Consider the following 21,828-nt stretch of genomic DNA (forward strand, 5'->3'; position numbering starts at 1 on the left):
TACAGTCTTACTTTTTCTTCCTACTAACCTTGAGCATCCTTACAGTTCTAATCATATTGTCACTGACTTTAAGGATTTCAAATTGAAAATTGTCAATCTGTAAACAACAATCAGATGGAGGGATATAACCTAGATGTTCAATGATCAGACCGCTTAAAGTTCGTGGACCAATCATTGGCAATTGCCAATTCAACAGTCGCTTTAAATGGCGAAGCGTAATGCTTGCATCCACAATGACAGAACCGTCTTCTTGTTGGAAAACATCTTTACTTAGATCAGCAATATCCGTTGTGAATTCGCCAACAACCTCTTCAAGGATATCCTCCATAGTCACCAAACCCAATAAATCGCCATATTCATCTACAACAAAACAAGACCGTTTTTTCATTTTGCGAAAATTCAGAATTTGTACATTCAATGGTGTTGCTTCAGGAATGAAATAAGGCGGATCAGTGATTTTTAAAAGGCTCTCCATATCCAGGCGCTCCTCCAGTGCCAAATTAAGAATGCTGCGAACATGAACCATTCCCACCAAATTATCTATGCTGTCTCTGTAAACCGGTAGGCGCGTATGTTGTGCTGTTTCTAATTGCTCAAGTAACTCATGCCAGGATTGTTCCAAATCAATACCCACGATATCTGCTTTTGGCACCATAATGTCTTCCACAGTTGCCTGTTCCAAATCAAGCAAACTTATCAACATACTCTTATGTTCTACAGGCAAGAACCCACCCGCTTCATGAACAACTGAGCGCAACTCCTCACCTGATAATACTTCTTTCTGAACCTTATCAATTGAAATGCCAAACAAACGCAAAACAAAATTGCTTATCCAGCTAATTGTCTGGACTAAAGGCGCGAAAATATTTTGTAAAATTTTTAAAGGAAGGGAAACAGCAAAGGCAACCTGTTGTGGATATAAAGCAGCTACTGTCTTTGGCGCCATTTCTGCAAAAACCAAAACAACAAAAGTCAACAGCAAGGTCGCCAAGGCTACCCCTGCATCGCCATACAAACGCTGTCCTATAAGGGTCGCAATAGTTGACGCAACAATATTGGCTAAGGTATTGCCAATTAAAACGACACTAAGCAACTTATCAGGTCGGCTTAGCATCTGATTGACACGAACCGCTTGTTTATTATTCATCTTGACTAGGTGACGTAAGCGATAGCGATTAATCGACATCATGCCGATCTCTGAACTCGAAAAAAATCCAGAAAGCAAAATCAAAAAAAGCAGAAATATCAGTAGAGTGGTTAGAGATAGCTGCACCGCACATCCCCCAATAATTTTAAAGAGACTTTATAAAATAACATTCTAAGCGGGATCCATGTATTTTGCACCACTGCCTGGCTGAACTAGCAGATTTACTCAAATCTTTCGCAAAAGTTGTTTGGAAAATCAGTTGTCAAAGATATCATGTGTTCAAAGTGATACACGTCAAAGGTAGATGACTTTGAAACCTATCTATAGCTTATGCAGACTCCTAACTAAAACTGTTTTCTTCTTTATAACTCTGCATTGCCATGCCCAAGCCCCCATATGGGTCTTTACGCCACTATCACCAACAAAGCTAACCCTTAGCAAAGAAACCACCGCAACAGTCAAATATAAGATCACTAATCAATCGATTAAAAAGCATAGCTTAGCGCTACGACCTATTGCTGGGGTTAAGCAAATTACCACAGGCAGCGACTGCCCCAATCTCTTTGTCTTGGGGTTCCAAGAATCCTGCACGCTCACACTCCAAATAACAGGAAGCTATTTACAAGATGATATTGTTGATGGACCTTGGGTGTGCGAACAGGTTAACCCTTTGCAATGCTATCAACCCAGCCAGCCCGATATCCTTAATATCACGCGCAGTGCCGGAAACTTTTTAGTCATCTCAGATATACATCTAGATCAAGATAAAGCGAGCATTAGCTATAAAGAGGATACCGGAACCCTGCTTTTTTCAAACACCTTATCACAATTAGCACAGCTAATAAGTGAGCAATCCCCCCAGTTTATGGTCTATCTGGGCGACTCGCCAGCGCATAGCCAGATAAATAGGGCGAGTAACGTGCAATTGGTTTTAGAAGGTTTGAGTAGAAATGCGCCTAGTACACCGTTTTTCTATGTCTATGGGAACAATGATTCCTATAATCTAGGCCCAAACCCTACAATCAATTATGGCCCCTTTAGTCAAGACGGCGTGAATTTATTTAACCTGGATCCCGCCGCAGCCTGGCCAGCATTAAATGTTATAACCTGCCCGGCAAGTACAGCTTGTATCAATCCCACCATAAGTCCGAACATGGCCTTTGCACAAAAATATGGGTTTTATAGTGCTTATCCGCTGGGAAGCGATACCCCTTTGCGTTTCATTGCTGTGAATAGCGTTATATTTTCGTATCGCTATACTGGGCCATTGGCTATCCAGCAAGAAGAAGCACAATTTGAGCTGGATTGGTTAGCAGCCCAATTGCAGGATGCCAAAATGAAAAATGAACAGGTTTTCATTGCCATGCATATTCCCATTGGCGATGTTGCAGTGAATCCCACCCACCCTGACTTATGGAACACCTCAATCCTGTTAAATGGGAATATAACCCCCTCCTTGAAAGGGCTGACACTGCGCAATGCGTTTTTAAGACTAGCTGCTGACTATAAACAAACTATTCGAGCTCTGATAACAGGACACACCCATATGGAAGAATATCGGGTTTTATACTGGGGAGAAGCTGCCTCTTACCAGCCAACTGTGCTTAATGTAGGCGTACCAGGCATCACACCTCTGCATCTCAATAATCCAGGCATGCAAATTTATTTTCATGATACAGCCTTTCATCTCATCGATGCCCTAACCTATTACACAACGCCAGAAGCACTACCCTGGTTAAGGTTCAACTTCAAAAGTGACTACGCCTGCCCACCTCGTTCAACCCTATTCAGCTGCATACTCAGCGAACTGATCCCAAACCTTGATCAGGGCTCTAAGGCAGTAAGCCAATATAAAATTAATTATTCTGTTCGTTCGCCCATCTATGCCCCTGAACCAGCAACAACCTGGGAAGAAATATTAAAGTTGATACAGGTATACCCTGTTGCTTAGCAGCTCTTTTTAACTGCGTATTTGTAAAAGGTCGGGCTCCTTGTCTGATCGAGCCTACATACGGGGATTCAAATTTTTATAGGGATTGCTTATTTGTACAAAGGTTAATTCTACTATAATAGCCGTTGTGCTATAGTAAGAATTTTTGCAGCAGAGTAATCATCATGTTTGAGAATCTTACCGAACGTTTAACACGTACCTTCAAGAACCTAAGCGGCCAAGGACGTCTGACAGAAGAAAATATGCAGCAAATGCTGCGTGAAGTCCGTCTTTCCTTGCTTGAGGCCGATGTTGCCTTACCTGTTGTTAAAGAATTTATTGAACAAGTTAAGCAAAAGGCCTTAGGTCAAGAGGTCGCTACCAGTCTAAAACCAGATCAAGCCCTAATTAAGATTGTTCATGATGAATTAGTACATATTCTCGGCGACACACGTGCAGAGTTAGATTTTAAAACTCAGCCTCCAGCAGTGTTCTTAATGGCTGGTTTGCAAGGTTCTGGTAAAACAACGTCCTCTGCAAAGCTAGCTCGCTATCTAAAAGAATCTGAAAACAAAAAAGTCATGCTGGTGAGCGTGGACGTCTATCGCCCAGCAGCGATTGAACAGCTGAAAGTATTAGCTAAACAGCTCGATGTTGCTTTTTTTGATGCAGAAACACACGAGTCGCCTGTAGCAATCGCACATAAAGCCTTAGATAGTGCGAAGAAGCAATATATGGATGTAGTGATTCTTGATACCGCCGGCCGCTTACACGTTGATACTGAGATGATGGAGGAAATCAAAGCCTTGCATCAGGCAGTCAAACCAGTTGAAACACTCTTTGTGGTTGATAGCATGACCGGTCAGGATGCAGCGAATACAGCAAAGGCTTTTCACGAAGCACTCCCATTGACCGGGGTCATTTTAACTAAAACAGATGGTGATGCCCGAGGCGGTGCAGCCCTCTCAGTGCGCCAAATTACTGGGCAAGCGATTAAATTCTTAGGAAGCGGTGAAAAAATTGACGCCTTAGAACCCTTCCACCCTGAACGTATTGCCTCTCGGATTTTAGGTATGGGAGACATACTTACCCTGATCGAAGAAGTTGAGCGTAAAGCGGATAAAGTGGCTAGTGAAAAACTAGCCAAGAAACTCAAAAAAGGAAAAGGCTTTGATTTAGAAGACTTCAAGCGGCAGCTCGAACAAATGAATCAAATGGGCGGTATTAACAGCATGATGAGTAAACTCCCTGGTATGGGACAATTACCTCAACAGGCGATGGGTCAAGTAAATGATAAGACAATGGCAAGAACTATTGCGATTATTAACTCGATGACTCCTAAAGAGCGTCGCCTTCCTAAACTCATCGTTGGCTCTCGTAAAAAACGTATTGCTCTTGGTTCAGGAACCCAAATTCAGGATGTTAATCGTTTATTGAAGCAATATGAGCAAATGCAGAAGATGATGAAAAAATTCACTAAGCCAGGCGGCATGAAGCAAATGATGCGTGGCATCGGTGGCATGACAGGCTTAAAAGGTATTATTCCTGATGATTTGAAATAGAGAAGAATGTCGAGGAGAAACGTTCGCAATGACAATTTAATCCATTTTGTCAGATACATAGATTTTTTCCGGGATAATCACAATAATCCCTTCCAATGTCGAGTTAATTTTCGTACAATACACGGCATTTTTACGTAACCACTCTTAAGTAGAGGAAAATAATGGTCGTTATACGTTTATCACGAGCTGGCGCAAAGAAGCGTCCTTTTTACAATATGGTTGTTACCGATAGCCGCAAGCGTCGCGATGGTGGCTATGTTGAACGCATCGGTTATTTCAATCCAATTGCACGTGGTCAAGAAGTTCGCCTGCACCTGGAAATGGATAAATTAACCCACTGGCAAAGTGTTGGTGCGCAATTATCCGATCGTGTACGCGCATTGGTTAAAGAATTCAAGAAGAACACTGCTGCTGAATAACGTGGATAAGAGTTCAGACTGGGTCGTGGTTGGCCGTTTTGGCCGGGCCCATGGCATTAAAGGGTTTGTTACGGTTCATTCCTTCACAGATCCACGGGAAAATATCCTGCGTTACACTGATTGGCATGCTTATATTGCAAAGCAATGGCAGCCCTTGAAAATATTGCATTTAGAAATCAATGACAAATCGATTCTTGCACAAATTGAGGGTTACCGTGAGCGTGAGCAGGTAGCCAATCTAACTAACGTTGAAATAGCCATCAGCCGGTCTCAGCTTCCTTCGTTAATGCCGGGAGAATTTTACTGGCACGAGCTTGTTGATATGCAAGTTGTCAATCAACAAGGCCAACTCTTTGGTAAAGTAGTTGAAATTATGCCTACAGGGGCCAATGATGTCTTGGTCATTGAAGGCGATAAGCGATATTTGATTCCTTATTTACCTGGTAAGTTTGTTATTGATGTCGACAGAGATCAGAAACTGATTAAGGTTGATTGGGATATGGATTTTTAAAAAATGATGCAGTTTGGCGTGATAAGTTTGATGCCTGAAATGTTCACAAGCCTGGATTATGGCGTAGTTGGGCGGGCAATCGAGCAAAATCTAGCCAAGGTAGATTTTTGGAATCCTCGGGACTGGGCGTCAAGGCCTTATCGTCAAATTGACGACAAGCCCTACGGCGGCGGACCGGGCATGGTTATGATGTATGAGCCATTGCACGCAGCAATAGAGCATGCAAAAAGCCAGATGCCAGATTCCTGTAAAACGATTTATCTCAGCCCTCAAGGAAAAGCTATCCGGCAAGCTGATTTAAATCAGGTAGCCAATAGCAGACAGCCTTTGCTTTTTATAGCTGGGCGGTATGAAGGCATTGACGAGCGGATAATCAATCAGCATGTCGATGAAGAATGGTCACTTGGTGATTTTGTTTTAAGTGGTGGTGAGTTAGCAGCCATGGTGTTTATCGATGCGATTATACGCCTGCTTCCTGGAAGCCTTGGCCATTTAGGGTCAGCTGAACAGGATTCGTTTATGAATGGCTTGCTAGACTGTCCACATTATACAAGACCAGCAAGTATACAAGGTATGGAAGTACCGGCCGTGTTATTAGGCGGCAATCATCGAGATATTGAGTGCTGGCGTAGAAAGCAGATGTTGGGTAAAACCTGGCTTAAGCGTCCAGACTTGTTAGATAAAATAGAGTTAAGTGAAACTGACAAGCGCTTGCTTGTCGAGTTTAAATGCGAACACGGTGATTCCTGAGCAAGGGATACCGATTTGAGGAGTGACCCATGAGCAAAATCATTGATCAGTTAAACGCTGAACAAATGCAAGGTAAAGAAATCCCTGAATTTAGTTCAGGTGACACAGTTTTAGTTCAGGTAAAAGTAAAAGAGGGTACCCGTGAACGTTTACAGGCCTTTGAAGGCGTTGTTATTGCTAAACGTAATCGTGGTTTAAATTCTGCTTTCACTGTTCGCAAAATTTCTCATGGCGTTGGTGTTGAGCGTGTTTTCCAAACTTACAGCCCTGTTGTTGACAGCATAGTTGTTAAGCGTCGTGGAGATGTTCGCCGTGCTAAGTTGTATTACCTCCGTGATCTGGCTGGCCGTGCAGCACGTATCAAAGAGAAATTAACTGGCAAAAAAGAAAGTTAAATCATCTAATGCTCATCGTTACTGCATTCAAAACGCCAGCAGGCTGGCTTGAAGTTCAGTACGATGAGCATTATATCTATCGCGCTATCTTTACTCAGATACCAACCCATCACAAAGAGACAAATGGATTAACGGCAACTATTGCCCGGGAATTGGATAAATATTTCTCTAATCCTCATCACCGTTTTCAATTACCCTTAAAACCACATGGCACTGTCTACCAGCAACGCGTCTGGAACGCCTTACTCGTTATCCCCGTTGGCCGAACGGTTAGCTATGGTGAGCTTGCCCAATCGCTACAATCCAGCCCCCGAGCTGTCGGACAAGCCTGCAAGTCAAATCCCTTAGCGCTTTTTATTCCTTGTCACCGTGTTGTAGGAAAGCATGATCAAGGAGGCTATATGGGACGCGTCGATGCTTTATGTTATAAAACTAGCTTGCTGGAGCATGAGAGCTAAGGTCTCAATATGTCCTAGCACCGCTTCTGTTTGGCACCCAACCCACAAAGCTTAATTGATGATTATCCTTATCTAAGGAAAACCTTGATCACTCAGAGCGCAGCGTAATCAAGATTTCATTTAAAATTCACTGCCCCCAGGGACTAACGTGCTCAACAGGATTGAAGCCTAGCCTCTTGATCAATTAGCTGCTCCTTCACATTTACCGTCACTGTCTTCTCCTTATCCACACTAAAAAAGGCAATTTTTGAGTGATATTTCTCAACTGTAGAGCGATGAGCAATGCTCACAACTGTTGTACCTTTAAGCTCATTAAGCGCTCGATAGACACGTTCCTCGCTCTCTTCATCAAGCTTTGAAGTTGCCTCATCAAGAAGAACCCAATCAGGCTTATTCAATAATACTCTGGCCAAAGCGATTTTTTGTTGCTGGCCACCAGAAAGTTCTGACCAGTCTCGAGCTTTAGAATCGCGCAAGTTTGGAATAAATTGCTCCATACCACCAACTTTTCGCAAAACCTCAGTATATTTTTTCAGAGTATAAGTCCTTGCAGGCTTAGGATAAGCTAACAGGGCTCGCAAACTTCCTTTGCGTAGGGTTGGTTCCTGAGCCAGGACGTCTATGGTTTTCCCCGCAGGTACAGTGATTTTTCCCTCACCGTATTTCCAAACGCCAGCAATCGCTTTGAAAATGGTGCTTTTCCCTATTCCAGATGCTCCTTTTATTACAACTTTGTCACCGGCATTAATTTTTAGATTGAGATTACGAAAAATCAAATCCACGCTTGACTTATTAGGGTGTGTAATCGTGAGTCCTTTTATTTTTATGGCGTCTTTATTTTTCTCTGTTCTGACAATCGCCTTGTGCTCAGGGGCGATCTTGGCATTTTCAAGTCCATACTGAAGTTGGGTGAGCCTTGCAATCGCTGTTCTATATCTGCTGAGATCTTCGTAAGCCTCAACGAACCAACTTAAAGAAGAACTCACCTGGGAAAAAGCCATACCAATTTCCATAATCTGCGCCAGCTCAATTAAGCCGGTAAAATAAAGGGGCGCAGCTAACAGAGTAGGTAATATTGAAGAGAACTGCCCATAAAAGTTTTGAAATGCGACAACCTTAGTCTGTGTTTTTAATTTTTGTTTCGAGATAGTAGCGAGATCTTCCGTCTTTGAGATTAATGATTCTCTGTAATGCTCTCCAGCATGCTCAACACTAATCTTCTCGGAATCCTTGCTCAAGACAGTTAGGTCCTGTCGCAAATCAGCCTCTGTACTTTCTTCTTGTTGATTGGTTTCTGCGAGGGATCTACCGAGGAAATGCGTAGTAATTGTCGCAACTATGGCGATCAGTAGAGCAACCCACACAAGATATCCAGGAATAACAATATTCATTCCAATAGCCAGGGAGCCGCCAACAACCCATAAAGTGCCGGCAAACAAACCGAGGCTCAATGCTGATCTTATAAAATCAGTAACCAAACGAAGCGTTAATTCAACAAAAGATTTGGCACCATCCTGAATACGTTCGCCGATATTATCGATTTCCGGGTAGGTTCTTTTTAGCTCGAGATAATTGTTCTCACTATCAAATAGTTGATTAATAATGTTTTTAGTTAACCACTCTCGCCAGCTGACAGAAAGATTTCCGATAAGATAATTTTTTAATACGTGCAGGCCAACTAAAGCACCAACCAAAATGGTGAACTCCACCATACTCATCAAAAAGGGAGCAAGCACTTTGGCGCCAAGTACAGCCCAAAATCCGGCAGACCACCAAGTTAAAGCCAGCATTAAGCCAACAATTCCGACTACACAAAGAATAATACCGATTAGCTGTAACCAGGCGAAAAATTTTTGGTCAGACTTTATAAAGTAACCAGTCATTAAATCCAGAGTATTACGCCAGCTTGATTTTGGAACTTCTGGAGTTTGTTCCTGCTCTTCTTCATGAAAATCAATTATATTTAATTTTTTTGACATAATGTTAAATCCAAAATTAATTTTGTTGAAATTAACATACAAAATTTAATTTTAAAATAAAATTATTTAATTATATTTAAATATATATTAATAATACTTTATTTTTATTTATTTAATTTAAGATAATACAAGGATAATAAAAGACAAATCAGACGGTAGCCTGGATGCAATTGTTAGAGATGAAGAAATGACCTGAATGCCTTGGTAAGCCAAGGCATAGGGGGTATTGGTGTGTTAAGAGATTAGACGTAGAAAAACCATCTTGTGAAAATAACAGCAAAGACTTCGCCGAGGATAATAGTTGTGAAAAAACTACCCCATAAATTCTTACCTTCCATACCGGAAGATTCTTTAAAGGCAAAAAAATAGGTCATTAATTGCCAGAATATTGCGCCAAAGATCACAAAGTTCTCAAAGGAGTTTAGGAATGATAAATGAAATTCAATTTCCTTCGTCCTATCATATTGGAAGGTCTGAGGGTCAAGATATTTGAAAATCGTGAAAAATATCAATGAGATAAATATGGGATAACGCGAGAAAGCTACTGTACCAAAAAAATCAATAATTCTTATCCTTTTTTGCTTGCATAGGACTGCAGCCAGAATAAAAAGACAAGAAACGGTCAAACAAGAGACAAGATTCTGATAGATCAACAAAACCAGGTTCGGTTTTACCGCCTTAATGTTATAGGCCATCATATAACCTAAGGTCCCATCAAAATAAACATCGGCATAGACCCCCAAGGCAGACATCAGAATCAGGAGAATCAGGCCAAGGGTCAAGGCTTTGAAGCCGGCAATTTTTTGAAATGGATTGATAAATATGGAGTTTTCAATCTGAGTACATAGACTTTTCTTATTTAATGCTGCTAAAAGCATCTGGTAATCCGACTCAGAAATCTTATTATCCTTGCGCATCATTAAGAGTTTGGTTTCTTCTTTATTCATGACAGATCTCACAAGCGTTTCAACATATTCGCGGCTTCTTTGGCAGAAATTTTACCTTCTTCAAGCAATTGCAAAATTTCCTCTTTAGATCCCTCTTGGTTTATTTCCAGATTTCCCAAGGTTTCTATTAAAGCATTGAGACGGTTTCTTAATGTGGGGTAAGACATTTTTAAAATAGTCGCCATATCCTTAAGACTCCCTGAACATTTAACAAAATCAAGGATAAATTGGAGATCATCTTCAGGGAGTTTTAATAAGGTCGGTATGTCAAATTGCCCCTCGAATCTTGTTTTACAATCCGCGCATTCGATTTTAACGACATTTAAATTCGAACTATTGCATGAAGGACATTGCGTAACTATCTTTCCCAATTGCTTATCAACCTTGGCTTCGTAGAAAGGCTGTTATCTTAGCAAACGAGGCATAAATACTAAAGAATTAATAAGCGTCCTATTTATAAAATTAAACTTGTAATAAATAAATCTAAAGGCCATTGTATATAACAAAGACTAAAGAATTGCCAACATCTAGCGATAATACTTAAAAGACACATGGATGCTAACAATGAAAAAGATCACTATTGCTGCAGTTTTACTCTTTCTCCCACTCACTACCTTCGCCTACTGTGATTTAACAACCTTTCGCTGGGGCTGTGATATCCCTATCAAGCCTAAAAGCTCGTCAGGCGCTCATTCATTAGTCTATTGTGGAAGCTCTTATGGTTATATCACACAGGCTCAGTATGAAATTCTGTCGCGTTATCATCAGCGATCTGTGAACATGGTATTAAAGATTAATGGTGAATATATTGACAGCCCCTGTGTTCCTGATGAGCGTTTTTAAGTTTAAGCAGAGCTCACTAAATATCTATAAATTTATTCATCTTATATGGCGATCATCTTTAGATTTTGCCAATCAAAAAAGGCTTACGTAGAATGGCTACGCGCACCTTTTTTTTCAATCGCAAAATTTAAATCTGAACCCCATCTAAGCGAATAAGGTTATAGATATTTAATGAGCTCTGCTTAGCTTGTTGGTTGCTTTTGTTATATGATTTCCCAACAAAAACTACTATTGCTGGCTTTATATGGCAACAAATCAGTTCGAACTCGATGGAATTGCTATCGAAATTCTAAGAAAACCAATTAAAAACATCCATCTACGCATCTATCCGCCAGATGGACAAGTCAGAGTCACTGCACCGCTTAGGCTCCGCTTAGACTTAATTCATAAACAAATCGAGGCTAAACGAGCCTGGATTCATGCTCAGCGGGCTCGATTCAGAGCTAAGCTCCCTCTTTCACCCTTAACCTTTGAGACTGGCGAGCAGCATTTTTTCCTAGGCAAGGCTTATACTCTCAGGATTCATCATGGGGTAACACGCCCTGCTATCCACATTGACACAGAGAACCTGGATTTTTACATTCAACCCGAGGTTTCAACTGAGCAAAAACAACGACTTCTCGACCATTGGTATAGACGACAAATGAAGGCTCTTTTACCCGGACTCATCGCTAAATGGGAGCCCATAATTGCGGTACAGGTTGCCAACTGGGGTATCAAGCTGATGAAAACACGTTGGGGTAGCTGTAATCCGGTTGAAAAGCGTATTTGGCTCAATCTACGTTTAATTAAAAAGCCTTTAATCTGTTTGGAGTACGTGCTTGTACATGAGTTAGTCCATATCTTAGAAGCTAGTCATAACAAGCGTTTTTATGCTTTTATGGATCAGTTTTTACCGAATTGGCGTCAAATTCAGAAACTTTTAGAAAGTAGTTAGGGATTTCCCTAAAGATGATCTACACTTGCCTCTTTCCTAAATTTGGAGCTTATTTGAGCATGTGCCTAGCTGATGAAATCTATTCTCAAGGATTTCATATTATTGATAACTTCTTAGAACCCTCAGTTTTTCAGGCACTGCGTGAGACAGCGGAGTTTATGCATAATCAGGGGCATTTCAAGCAGGCTAAAGTAGGGCATCAAATCAATGCAGCCCATCATTCGAATATCAGAAATGATAAAATTTGCTGGCTCGATGAGGATTCAACAAATAGTGCTGTTAATCGCTATTTCACAAGACTGCATGAGATAGCCAAGATTCTCAACCAAAGTCTTTTTCTAGGATTACAGGACTTTGAAACCCATTTTGCCATTTATCAGCCCGGCTCATTTTATAAAAAACACGTTGATCAATTTAAGGGAAGCACTGATAGGCGAATATCTTGTGTTTATTATCTGAACGCAGAGTGGCAGGAAAAGCTGGGCGGTCAGTTAATGCTCTATGATTGTGACGATAAGCCACTTACCTCTGTCTTGCCACAGGGCAATCGCTTTGTCTGCTTTAGTAGCGAACTCCCGCATGAGGTTTGTACAACACAGGAAACTCGGTACAGCATTACGGGTTGGATGAAAACTAGATCCTCGTCGATTAGTTAGGGCGTGTCCTCAATCTATTACTCGAAGCGAAAATTGAGCTAATTTAGCTAAAACTTTAACTTGAATGAGGCGAATAGCCAGCTCTATTTAACGAATTCAAGCTAAAGTTTTAGCTAAATTAGCTCAATTTGCAGCCGAGTAATAGATTGAGGACACGCCCTGGCGTATACTCAATTTTTGCCTATCACATAACCTCTATGTATGCCCTCGAAATTGAGCAGTTAAAAAAAGTCTATGCCAATGGTGTCGAAGCACTGAAAGGAATTGACCTCAAAGTTAAATCCGGTGATTTTTTTGCCTTGCTGGGTGCTAATGGCGCAGGGAAATCAACAACTATCGGCTTAATCGCCACCTTACTTAATAAAACCTCTGGCAGTATTCGTATTTGTGATTATGACTTGGAGAAAAATCCTGAACAAGCAAAAGCTTGCTTAGGTTTGGTTCCGCAAGAAGTTAATCTGAATATTTTTGAAACCTGCGAGCAAATTCTTATTAATCAGGCCGGTTATTACGGTATTCTGCGCAAAGAAGCGATTCCCAGAACAGAAAAGTTATTGCAACAGCTTGGCCTATGGGAAAAACGCAAAGAAATTGTGCGCCATTTATCAGGGGGAATGAAACGGCGGCTGATGATTGCCCGTGCCTTGATTCATCAACCCAGGGTCTTGATTCTTGATGAGCCGACTGCGGGTGTCGATATAGAAATACGCCGCTCTATGTGGGATTTTCTTGTTGAAACTAATCGACAAGGAACAACCATCATCCTGACAACCCACTACCTTGAAGAAGCCGAACAGCTTTGTAAAAATATTGCCATTATTGACGAGGGACGATTTGTTGTGAATACCTCGATGCAGAAACTGTTAAAAACCTTAATGCATCAAACCTTTGTATTTAACACCGAAAACCCTATCACAGAATTACCCAAGCTTGATCCCTTTATTGCAACGCTTATTGATAGCAATACCTTTGAACTACGTGTAGAGAATAAATGGACTCTTAATGAGGTTTTCGCTGTGCTAACTCAGAAGGGGCTTTGCATTCAAGGCATGCGCAACAAAACTAATCGCTTGGAAGAACTCTTTTTGGATCTGATTAACCATGGCCACTAAACAACAAGCTATAGCACTTTACACCATTGTTAGGCGCGAATTGGTAAGGATGTTTCGCATCGTAACCCAGGTATTCTTACCCCCTGTCATCACAACCGCCCTATATTTTCTTATTTTTGGTAGTTTAATTGGTGGACGGATTGGGCCTATCGATGGGGTAAATTATATTCTTTTCATAGCCCCTGGATTGATTATGATGTCAGTGATCACCAATGCCTATTCCAATGTCTCAACCTCCCTTTTCAGCGTTCGCTTTCAAAAGAACATTGAGGAAATTCTAGTAAGTCCCATGCATGATAGTTTGCTCCTACTTGGCTATGTCCTTGGTGGAGTCTTGCGTGGCGTAATTGTTGCCCTTTTGGTCTATCTAGTTTCCTATTGTTTTTTAAAAATAGAGATCCACAATCTGATGATGACTATCGTCGTTATTCTCTTAGTTTCTGCTATTTTCTCTCTTGCCGGTTTTACCAATGCGATGCTCGCACGTAACTTTGATGATGTAATGATCGTTCCAACCTTCGTCCTTGCACCACTAACCTATCTAGGAGGTGTATTTTATAGCACCAATATGCTACCCGCATTTTGGCAAAAAGTGTCTCATTTAAATCCCATACTTTATATGGTGAATGCCTTACGCTACGCGATGATTGGCCAACATGAAGTTAATATGATAACCTCTATGTTCATTATTTGTATAATGTTGATCGTCCTAACCGCGCTCAATATGATTCTATTAAAAAAAGGCGTTGGTTTGCGAGAATAAAAGGGCTCTAGATTGTTGTAGGGAAGCAGTAACATGAGAAATTCAATAATAGAGATTTACCTCAAACAATGTTCAAAACCCCGTGCGTTTAAGCAAAAACGGCTTGTAAAAGATTTTAAAGCCGCTCTTGTTAAGGTTAATACATTCAAAGAATTGCACAGCTTGCTTAGTCAGTATATTGATAAAGAACTTGAAGAAAAATCTGGTGAAGATTGTGCGTTTTTTGGTGCCACAGATTTTTTTCACACCCTTAAAGAATGGAAAGAAACTTTAGACGCTGAGCACCAAAGAGCTCTCATAATCCACAATAAACTTATAGAATTTAACCCGCCTAAAGATTCAAGCGCGCTCGTGGCCTTTATCCTTAGCTTATTGGATGACCCAAAAAGCTTATTACACCAGCGAACCTCAAGTCTTCTAACCTACCTCAATTTACCTCATTTAGAGAAAACCCTGTCTTATCTGGACTCATTGGCGGAGGCCCCCTGGCCCCAAAACCTACGGCAGGGAGATTATCTGGCGATAAAACCCGTTACTGCTGACCACGCTAAATGCCTTAAACACTTAAATAACAATTGTGCTGTCTTCAATGTCCATAACATCCACTGCGATCATGCAAATAGTATCCTACAAGCAGTTCTTATGATTTTTGAAGATTTAGAATTAGATTCTTTACTGTCTCTCGACCCAATAAATGATGAACTGGAATCAGACGATGAACTATCCACATCAGCTTGCTGCTGCTGGCCCTTTTAAGAAGGAAAATACCTTTATGAATAAATTTATTTATTTTTTTTTGCTTCTGATCTGTCAAATTTCCTTTGCAGAAACCTGTGAAACTAAGCGTGAAATTTTTATTGAAAACGCAGTCACCAAAGTATGGAAAACAACTATTTGCCCACAGCAAAGACTCTCCTTCCATACCCATCAATTTGCACGAGTGGTCATTCCCGATGAAGATGGGCGCTTAACTGTTATTTATAAATCCGGCAAAGAAGTCAGTCTTCACTTAAAAAAACAGGTTCCACTCTATTTGGACGTTGCCCAAGGGCAAGAGCTACATCAGGATGAAAATCCCGAAACGGAACCTCTGCATGTCACCGTTATTGAGTTAAAGAATGGATAATCCTTTTTGGCAATTTTCCCTGCGAATTTACAAGAATGAGAGGGTTAAAAATTATTGCCTAGAATTTCAGGAACAGGAAGCTATCAATGTTAACTTGCTATTGTTTTGCTGTTGGCTTGCTTACGCAGTTGAGCCAATATCAAAGGCTGAATTCATCAAAGCTTGTCAATCCATTGCCACTTGGCAGAAAGAGGTTACCGAATCCCTAAGACGGGCAAGACGGTACTTAAAAACCTTTCCTGCACACTCTTGGCCCCGGGATTTTTACCTACTTATCCTAGAGAATGAAATAAAATCAGAATCCTATCAGCAAGAGCAGCTCTATCTGCATTTCGCAGATAAACAACGAAAACCCAGTTTTTGCGATCATGAATTAATGCAGAGCTATCTTTTCTGGCTTTTTGAAGAAGGAGAAATAGTTGTAAGTCCTGAGTTATCCTCAAGAATTCAAGATTTTAAATGTTTAATTTTATCACTCTTAGTTTGATTTCTGTTTACTTATTGCACAAGCAATTTTTCTCACCTATAATCCTCTGTTTTCCTAATAAGCCACCTCTGTCACCCGAACATAGCTCGTCATCCTGAGTGACCCAGCCCCTTAGATAAAGACCGCGTCATCCCGAACGTAGTGAGGGATCTCCGGGATTAGCACAGTGCTACAATCAGGAGATGTCTCTCTGCGTTCGACATGACGTAGGTCTTTGGGAGCACAGTGAAGGATCTCCTGAATGAGACGCGGTGCTAATCCCGGAGATCCTTCGCTGCGCTCAGGATGACGGAATGCAAGGGCAGAGGGGCGTGGCCTATTAGGTTTTTCCTAATTAACAGATCCTCTTACAATGAAATACATTATCGAAGAAGTTCACTATTATCATTCTCCCGGACAAAAGCCCACCTTTTCAATTCGTTGGAATACAGGAACAACTGACTATTACAATTGGTCAACCTTCCCTGAAAACCCCGATCTAAAAAATTACAAGCCTTGGTATTATCGCAATGCTACCGGTATCACAATGTTCCGTGCACCACCCGAATGGCCTAAAAGACATATACAAACATTAAACATTCGCAATTACAAAGCCGACCCAGAAGTGCCTAGCAGCCCATCAGTGGTAGAGCGCTTGGAAAAGGCCGCTGACGAGATTTGTCAGGCGACCGATGACCATTGTGTCTATTATTGAAAACCGACCCCGATTTAAAATTTTAGCTATATTCTATCCTTGGAACAGGGATAATTTCAGGATGCACATAGGCACCGAGATCATTGGAAAAAAACTTAAAATGGCTATTTGGTCCAGGCAAAACAAGAAGGAGTTATTCAAGGCTAAATCGTTCCAAGAGATTTCTTATTGTTTTCATTAATTGATCTTTTGGCAATGGACCTTGCCGAGTTTCATTTAGAAAATTTTCTATCTGAGACTCTTTTAGAGGAGTAACTATCTGAGTTTCTATTTGAACATTTTCTTTCTGGGTTTCTTGCATAACAGTTTTTTGCTGCGTTGCGTTCACTACATCTTGCCTAAGAACATGACCGACTTGATACTCAGCAGCAACGCTATACAAAAACTCAGGTTCTTCCAATTTTTGCATAGCAGCTAAATGCCAAATTATAAAAGTTAGCTATGTTTCAAATATTGAACGAACCTTGCTCAACACAAAGGTAATGGTTCGTAATTTCGTCAACTATGTCGTGAGGTAAGTGAAAAAAGGCCGAGGCATTTGTTGAGTAATCTTTAAACAGTAATTTTATCTTCGGAAAGGCAGTTGAAGCTAACCAAAGCCTCTTTATTTCTTGTTTAAGTGCTAAATCTTTTTCTGAATCGCTACCAAGCTCATCTTTATTAAGTAGTGGCAATACAATAAGCTGAAAAACGTCAATCGATAATTTTCCAAGATTGTCACAAACAAGTTTAAAGGTTGAAAGCTCTTCTTGCGCACAGCAGCAATTGTAAACAAAAAGCGGTATAAACCGATGAAAGCCTGGAGCCCCTATTAAAACGCTAATCAACTCGCAGGCAAATTTCTCATTTGCCCCCTTAAATAACGCGAATAAATCAGCATGCCTAACTAATTCCCCAAATTCCGCAGCCCAATCAAATGAATCATCGTTTACCATATAAGATAAAACCGGTTTTGCATCCATCTGCAATTCATCTATTTTAAAAAAGAGAGAATTTAAAAGGACCTTTCTCCAAATATAATAGCCATCTAATGCAGTAAATATCTTCAATGCTTTAATCAGCGACTCTGAATCATATCGTTGAATCGCCGCTAAAATCTTAGAGCATAAAATATCGTCGATTAGGTCAACCTCTAAGCTCCCTGCAATTTTGAGTAGTAAATCGCCAATACCTCCATCGACATCGCCAGCAATAATCCAGCCAATCAGGGACTCTGATAAATTATTAGAGTAAAGGTTTGATGGGTCGTATTCTCTATAAGAGCGTTCATTCATAATTTGGAACAGGCAATTTGGATCGATATCGGGATGATTTAATAATAAACTGGCTGCTGTTTTTCGCTGGAATAGACAGGCTAAATACAAGGCATACTTATCAGGTTCAACCCGCGGATCTTGCAGCAATAAATCGAAGCATAAAATTAATGAATTAAATTCTTGTTGCTTTTCTCTGGCAGCAACATAAGCCCAGAATAATTCTTTATAAGGTCTAAGTTCGGAATGCCCCGGATCTAAATTCTCACAATGCTCTAGCATGTAGGCTAGTAAGCCATAACATCCAACAGCACAGGCTTTTTCAAAGCAAAGATGCAAGACAATAAGATAGCGTTCAGATTGATTTAATCCATCAGCTAGCGTCTTAAGTATCTCTTTTGAATAAAATGACAAGTCATAACTATAAAGAAATGTCTCAATTAGCTCTGGTTTGATACCGGCTTGCGCTATAACTGAGCCTAGGGTTTCGTAGTTATTATTAGAAAATAAAGCCTCAACTTGTCTTAGCATTGTAATTTGAACCACTGACTCGACTCTTGGTCTTTTTGCATCCTGACTAACTAAACCGCCAGTGACCGAGCCATCTTGTCGTCGTTTCATGTTATTACCTCTAAGGAAAGCAGAATGCTAGATATCAGCTAAGCGCTCTCAAATAAAATCTGTTGTCCTAAAATAGTCCATTCACAGGTCGAATGAGATTTGCTCACAATGACTACTAACTTCCCCACTTGCTTCTCTACGCGCTTGAAAAAAGGCAGGATAATTTGTAGCAGCATCTTCTAACAGCAATTTTGTTTTAGGTAAGATGACTGCAGCAGCCCAAAGCTCCCTTAGCTCCTGGCTGATTTTCGGGTTGTTAGAAAACTCTTCTAATAATGGTAATACAAGATTCCGTTGAACTTCTTCGATCGATAGTTTCTCAATATCGCCACAAACAAGTTTAAAGCTTGTCAAATCCGCTTGTGCGATACAGCAATATCTGGCTACATTCAGCATAAACCGATAAAACCCTGGTGCAGCTAGTAACACTGTAATCATCTCACAAGCCAACTTCTCATCTGAACGCGTAAATAAATCGAATAAATCATCCTCCCATATTTTTTCAAGTGCGGCAGCCCAATTAAATGAATCATCGCTTACCATATAAGACATCAATGATGTTGCATCCATCTCTCTGCCATCTATCTCTAAAAAAAGAAAATATAAGAAACAATTTTCCTGAATAAATTTACTATCTAATGAAACAAAGCTCTTCAAAGCATGAATTAAAGAATCTGAATCGCATTCTTGAACCGCTACTACAATTTTACAGCATAGAATATCTCGAATTAGATCAGGTTCCACTCGCCCTGCCATTTTGAGTAAATAGTTGCTAATACCGCCATCGACATCACCAGCAACAATCCAACCTACCAAGGATTGCGATAAATCATTAGCAGTAAAGACTACTGGTTCGTATTCATCACCATCGCTTTCATTCATGATTATAGAGAGGCAATTTGGATCAATATTTGGATGGTCTAATAATAAAATTACTGCCTCTTTTCGCCGGAAAAGACAGGCTAAATACAAAGTATATTTGTCGGGTTCTATTCGTGGGTCTTGCAGCAATAAATCAAAACATAGGGCTAAAGAATTAAATTCTTGTTTCCTTTCTTTAGCAGCGGCATAAGCTAAAAATAGTTCTTTATAAGGTCTTAGCTCGAGATGCCCAGGATCTAAATTCTTGCAATGCTCTAGCATGTAGGCAACTAACCCATCACATCCCGCAACACAAGCCTTTTCAAAATAAAGATGCAAGACCGCAATATAGCACTCAGATTGATTTAATCCATCAGCTAGCTTTTTTAGTAGTTCAACTGAATAGGCTGACCAAAAATAATTAGAAATGAACTCCTCAATTACCTCGGGCTCGACACTAGCCTGCGCTAGATATTCGCTTAGAGTTTCGTAGTTAGTATTAGAAAATAAAGCCAAGAATTGCCCTAGCGTTGCAATTTGAACCACTGGCTCCATTCTTGCTCTTTTATTACTATCAACAACCGAGTCATCTTGTCGTCTTTTCATGCTATTACCCCTAAGAAAAACAGCAATATAATAGCACAAAAAGATTGATTTTAAGACAAATTAATATTCAAAGATTTGATATCTGATAGCAAAACTCTTGGTATCAGTACCTATTTAAAACGCGACTATCATGGTTTATCGTTTCTCCAACCTTTTCGCGAGGCATGCGAAAAAAGGCGGAAAAGTTTATACCAGAACCTTCTAACAGCAATTTTGCCTTAGGAAAATTGATTGCCGCTAACCAAAGCCTCTGTATTTCTTGCTTGAGTGCTAAATCTTTTTCTGAATCGCTACCAAGCTCATCTTTACTAAGTAGTGGTAATACAATAAGCTGGAAAACGTCAATCGATAATTTTCCGAGATTGTCACAAACGAGTTTAAAGGTTGAAAGATCCTCTTGCGCCCAGCAGAAATAATTAACAACTTTCGGTATAAACCGATGAAAGCGCGGGGCTGTTATTAAAACGCTAAGCCAATCGCAGGCAAGTTCCTCATTTTCTGGATCAATTAGCGTAAATAAATCAGCACGCTTACCAGGTCCTTCAAATTCCGCTGCCCAATCAAATGAATCATCGTTTACCATATAAGACAAAACTGGTTTTGCATCCATTTGTCTTTCATTTAATATAAAAAATAGGTCATCTAAAAGGGCGTTTCTCCCAATATAACCCCCATCTAATACGGTTAATAGCTTCAATGCCTTAATCAGCGAATCTAAATCACATCTTTGAATGGCCACAAAAATTTTACAGCATAAAATATCGTCGATTAGATCAACCTCTAATCGCCCTGCAATTTTGAGAAGTAAATCACCAATAGATCCATCAACATCGGCAGCAATAATCCAGCCAATCAAGGATTCCGATAAATTATTAATGGCCAGGTTTGAGGGGTTGTACCCCTGGTAAGCGTATTCATCCATAACTAGGAACAGGCAATTTGGATCGATTTCTGGATGATTTAGTAATAAACTGGCAGCCGTTTGCCGCTGAAAAAGACAGGCTAAATACAAGGTGTAGTTATCAAGTTCAACCCTTGGATCTTGCAGCAATAAATCAAAACAAAAGCTTAATGACTTAAATTCTCGTTTTCTTTCTCTTGATGCAGCATAAGCTAAAAATAGTTCTTTATAGGGTCTTAGCTCGGGATACCCCGGCTCTAAATTCTCACAATGCTCTAACATGTAAGCGAGCAGTTCTTCACATCCAGCAGCACAGACTTTTTCAAAACAAAGATGTAAGACTGCAATATAGCGTTCTGATTGATTTAATCCATCAACCAGCTGCTTTAATACTTCCACAGGGTAAAATGACAAATCATAGGTATAAAGAAATTCCTCTATTAGATCTGGCTGAATACTGGATTGCGCTATCAATGCACCAGTACCCTCATGATTATTAGATAATAAATCTATAAATTGCCCTATCGTAGAAATTTGTACCTCTGATTCAATTCTTGCTCTTTTATTTAAGCCGCCAATGGTAGTAATGTCTTGTCGTCGTTTCATTCTTTTGCCTTTAAAAAAGGCAAATAATAGCACAAAAAGACTTATTTAAAGGCAGCCAACACCTTCAAAGATTTGATATCAGATAACAGAATGCTAAATATCAGCTAAGCGCCTTTCAATAAGAGCTGTTGCTATAACAATAGTGTTTGCCGATTCTTTAGTTGATTCTTTTGTCATTCCTGCGCAAGCGGGAATCTATCTCGCAAACAGAGTGATGGCCTTTACTTGAGAAATGGATTCCCGCCTACGCGGGAACGACATAAT

Annotated in this window: 24 protein-coding genes; 16 read left to right on the forward strand and 8 right to left on the reverse strand. The window is 40.3% G+C overall.

Annotated elements, in window-relative coordinates; all coding sequences use genetic code 11:
* Window positions 1-7: 7 nt before the first annotated feature.
* Window positions 8-1,273 carry an HlyC/CorC family transporter gene (locus BN1094_RS10860; protein ID WP_043874405.1) on the reverse strand — a complete coding sequence of 422 codons (1,266 nt, stop codon included), beginning with the start codon at window positions 1,271-1,273 and terminating at the stop codon, window positions 8-10.
* 184 nt (window positions 1,274-1,457) lie between these two features.
* On the opposite strand from BN1094_RS10860, the gene BN1094_RS10865 reads away from it, so the two are divergent.
* The 7 genes from BN1094_RS10865 to BN1094_RS10895 all read left to right on the forward strand — a co-directional run bounded on the left by BN1094_RS10865 (window position 1,458) and on the right by BN1094_RS10895 (window position 7,172).
* A complete protein-coding gene (locus tag BN1094_RS10865; RefSeq protein WP_176695297.1) occupies window positions 1,458-3,098 on the forward strand; it encodes a metallophosphoesterase in 1,641 nt (546 codons plus the stop codon).
* Window positions 3,099-3,262: 164 nt separating this feature from the next.
* Window positions 3,263-4,639, forward strand: a complete 1,377-nt coding sequence (gene ffh, locus BN1094_RS10870) for a signal recognition particle protein (RefSeq protein WP_043874406.1) — start codon at window positions 3,263-3,265, stop codon at window positions 4,637-4,639.
* A gap of 161 nt (window positions 4,640-4,800) precedes the next feature.
* On the forward strand, window positions 4,801-5,058 hold the full coding sequence (gene rpsP, locus BN1094_RS10875; protein ID WP_043874407.1) for a 30S ribosomal protein S16: 258 nt from the start codon (window positions 4,801-4,803) through the stop codon (window positions 5,056-5,058).
* A gap of 1 nt (window position 5,059) precedes the next feature.
* Window positions 5,060-5,569: a ribosome maturation factor RimM gene (rimM, locus tag BN1094_RS10880; protein ID WP_043874408.1), complete on the forward strand. Its 510-nt coding sequence runs from the start codon at window positions 5,060-5,062 to the stop codon at window positions 5,567-5,569.
* A 3-nt stretch (window positions 5,570-5,572) separates the two neighbouring features.
* Entirely contained in the window at window positions 5,573-6,319 is a 747-nt protein-coding gene (gene trmD, locus BN1094_RS10885) for a tRNA (guanosine(37)-N1)-methyltransferase TrmD (RefSeq protein WP_081935119.1), read from the forward strand.
* A 29-nt stretch (window positions 6,320-6,348) separates the two neighbouring features.
* Entirely contained in the window at window positions 6,349-6,714 is a 366-nt protein-coding gene (gene rplS, locus BN1094_RS10890) for a 50S ribosomal protein L19 (RefSeq protein WP_043874409.1), read from the forward strand.
* 8 nt (window positions 6,715-6,722) lie between these two features.
* On the forward strand, window positions 6,723-7,172 hold the full coding sequence (locus BN1094_RS10895) for a methylated-DNA--[protein]-cysteine S-methyltransferase (RefSeq protein ID WP_043874410.1): 450 nt from the start codon (window positions 6,723-6,725) through the stop codon (window positions 7,170-7,172).
* Between the two features lie 152 nt (window positions 7,173-7,324).
* On the opposite strand, the gene BN1094_RS10900 is transcribed toward BN1094_RS10895, so the two are convergent.
* From BN1094_RS10900 to BN1094_RS19330, 3 genes are all read right to left on the reverse strand, one after another.
* Window positions 7,325-9,151 (reverse strand): ABC transporter ATP-binding protein/permease, encoded by a 1,827-nt coding sequence (locus BN1094_RS10900; protein WP_052403251.1) that lies wholly within the window; start codon window positions 9,149-9,151, stop codon window positions 7,325-7,327.
* Between the two features lie 242 nt (window positions 9,152-9,393).
* Entirely contained in the window at window positions 9,394-10,098 is a 705-nt protein-coding gene (locus tag BN1094_RS10905) for a hypothetical protein (protein ID WP_043874411.1), read from the reverse strand.
* A gap of 8 nt (window positions 10,099-10,106) precedes the next feature.
* Window positions 10,107-10,469, reverse strand: coding sequence for a DUF2089 domain-containing protein (locus BN1094_RS19330; protein WP_043874412.1), 363 nt, complete (start codon window positions 10,467-10,469; stop codon window positions 10,107-10,109).
* A 193-nt stretch (window positions 10,470-10,662) separates the two neighbouring features.
* Here BN1094_RS19330 and BN1094_RS10915 point away from each other — a divergent pair, with 193 nt between their 5' ends.
* The 9 genes from BN1094_RS10915 (at window position 10,663) to BN1094_RS10955 (ending at window position 16,716) form a co-directional block, all read left to right on the forward strand.
* Window positions 10,663-10,941 (forward strand): hypothetical protein, encoded by a 279-nt coding sequence (locus tag BN1094_RS10915; RefSeq protein WP_043874413.1) that lies wholly within the window; start codon window positions 10,663-10,665, stop codon window positions 10,939-10,941.
* A gap of 244 nt (window positions 10,942-11,185) precedes the next feature.
* On the forward strand, window positions 11,186-11,878 hold the full coding sequence (locus BN1094_RS10920) for a M48 family metallopeptidase (protein ID WP_043874414.1): 693 nt from the start codon (window positions 11,186-11,188) through the stop codon (window positions 11,876-11,878).
* Between the two features lie 59 nt (window positions 11,879-11,937).
* Window positions 11,938-12,534, forward strand: coding sequence for a 2OG-Fe(II) oxygenase (locus BN1094_RS10925; protein WP_043874415.1), 597 nt, complete (start codon window positions 11,938-11,940; stop codon window positions 12,532-12,534).
* Window positions 12,535-12,731: 197 nt separating this feature from the next.
* Window positions 12,732-13,646 carry an ABC transporter ATP-binding protein gene (locus BN1094_RS10930; protein ID WP_043874416.1) on the forward strand — a complete coding sequence of 305 codons (915 nt, stop codon included), beginning with the start codon at window positions 12,732-12,734 and terminating at the stop codon, window positions 13,644-13,646.
* Window positions 13,636-14,409: an ABC transporter permease gene (locus BN1094_RS10935; RefSeq protein WP_043874417.1), complete on the forward strand. Its 774-nt coding sequence runs from the start codon at window positions 13,636-13,638 to the stop codon at window positions 14,407-14,409. Before BN1094_RS10930 ends, BN1094_RS10935 begins: the two co-directional genes overlap by 11 nt.
* A gap of 33 nt (window positions 14,410-14,442) precedes the next feature.
* Window positions 14,443-15,165, forward strand: coding sequence for a hypothetical protein (locus BN1094_RS10940; protein ID WP_043874418.1), 723 nt, complete (start codon window positions 14,443-14,445; stop codon window positions 15,163-15,165).
* A gap of 16 nt (window positions 15,166-15,181) precedes the next feature.
* Window positions 15,182-15,535, forward strand: coding sequence for a cupin domain-containing protein (locus BN1094_RS10945; protein WP_141650465.1), 354 nt, complete (start codon window positions 15,182-15,184; stop codon window positions 15,533-15,535).
* The gene (locus BN1094_RS18875; protein ID WP_052403252.1) at window positions 15,528-16,022 is read left to right on the forward strand and encodes a TIGR02444 family protein; all 495 of its coding nucleotides are present in this window, start codon (window positions 15,528-15,530) and stop codon (window positions 16,020-16,022) included. Before BN1094_RS10945 ends, BN1094_RS18875 begins: the two co-directional genes overlap by 8 nt.
* A gap of 352 nt (window positions 16,023-16,374) precedes the next feature.
* On the forward strand, window positions 16,375-16,716 hold the full coding sequence (locus BN1094_RS10955; RefSeq protein ID WP_043874420.1) for a hypothetical protein: 342 nt from the start codon (window positions 16,375-16,377) through the stop codon (window positions 16,714-16,716).
* 133 nt (window positions 16,717-16,849) lie between these two features.
* Here BN1094_RS10955 and BN1094_RS10960 read toward each other — a convergent pair whose 3' ends face one another.
* The 4 genes from BN1094_RS10960 to BN1094_RS10975 form a co-directional block, all read right to left on the reverse strand.
* Window positions 16,850-17,125, reverse strand: coding sequence for a hypothetical protein (locus BN1094_RS10960; protein WP_043874421.1), 276 nt, complete (start codon window positions 17,123-17,125; stop codon window positions 16,850-16,852).
* Between the two features lie 37 nt (window positions 17,126-17,162).
* Window positions 17,163-18,590 (reverse strand): hypothetical protein, encoded by a 1,428-nt coding sequence (locus BN1094_RS10965; protein WP_043874422.1) that lies wholly within the window; start codon window positions 18,588-18,590, stop codon window positions 17,163-17,165.
* A gap of 81 nt (window positions 18,591-18,671) precedes the next feature.
* Entirely contained in the window at window positions 18,672-20,057 is a 1,386-nt protein-coding gene (locus BN1094_RS10970; protein WP_043874423.1) for a hypothetical protein, read from the reverse strand.
* Window positions 20,058-20,160: 103 nt separating this feature from the next.
* A complete protein-coding gene (locus BN1094_RS10975; protein ID WP_141650466.1) occupies window positions 20,161-21,564 on the reverse strand; it encodes a hypothetical protein in 1,404 nt (467 codons plus the stop codon).
* Between the last annotated feature and the right edge of the window lie 264 nt (window positions 21,565-21,828).

It is taken from the genome of Legionella massiliensis, assembly GCF_000756815.1.
GTDB classification, from domain to species: Bacteria; Pseudomonadota; Gammaproteobacteria; order Legionellales; family Legionellaceae; genus Tatlockia; species Tatlockia massiliensis.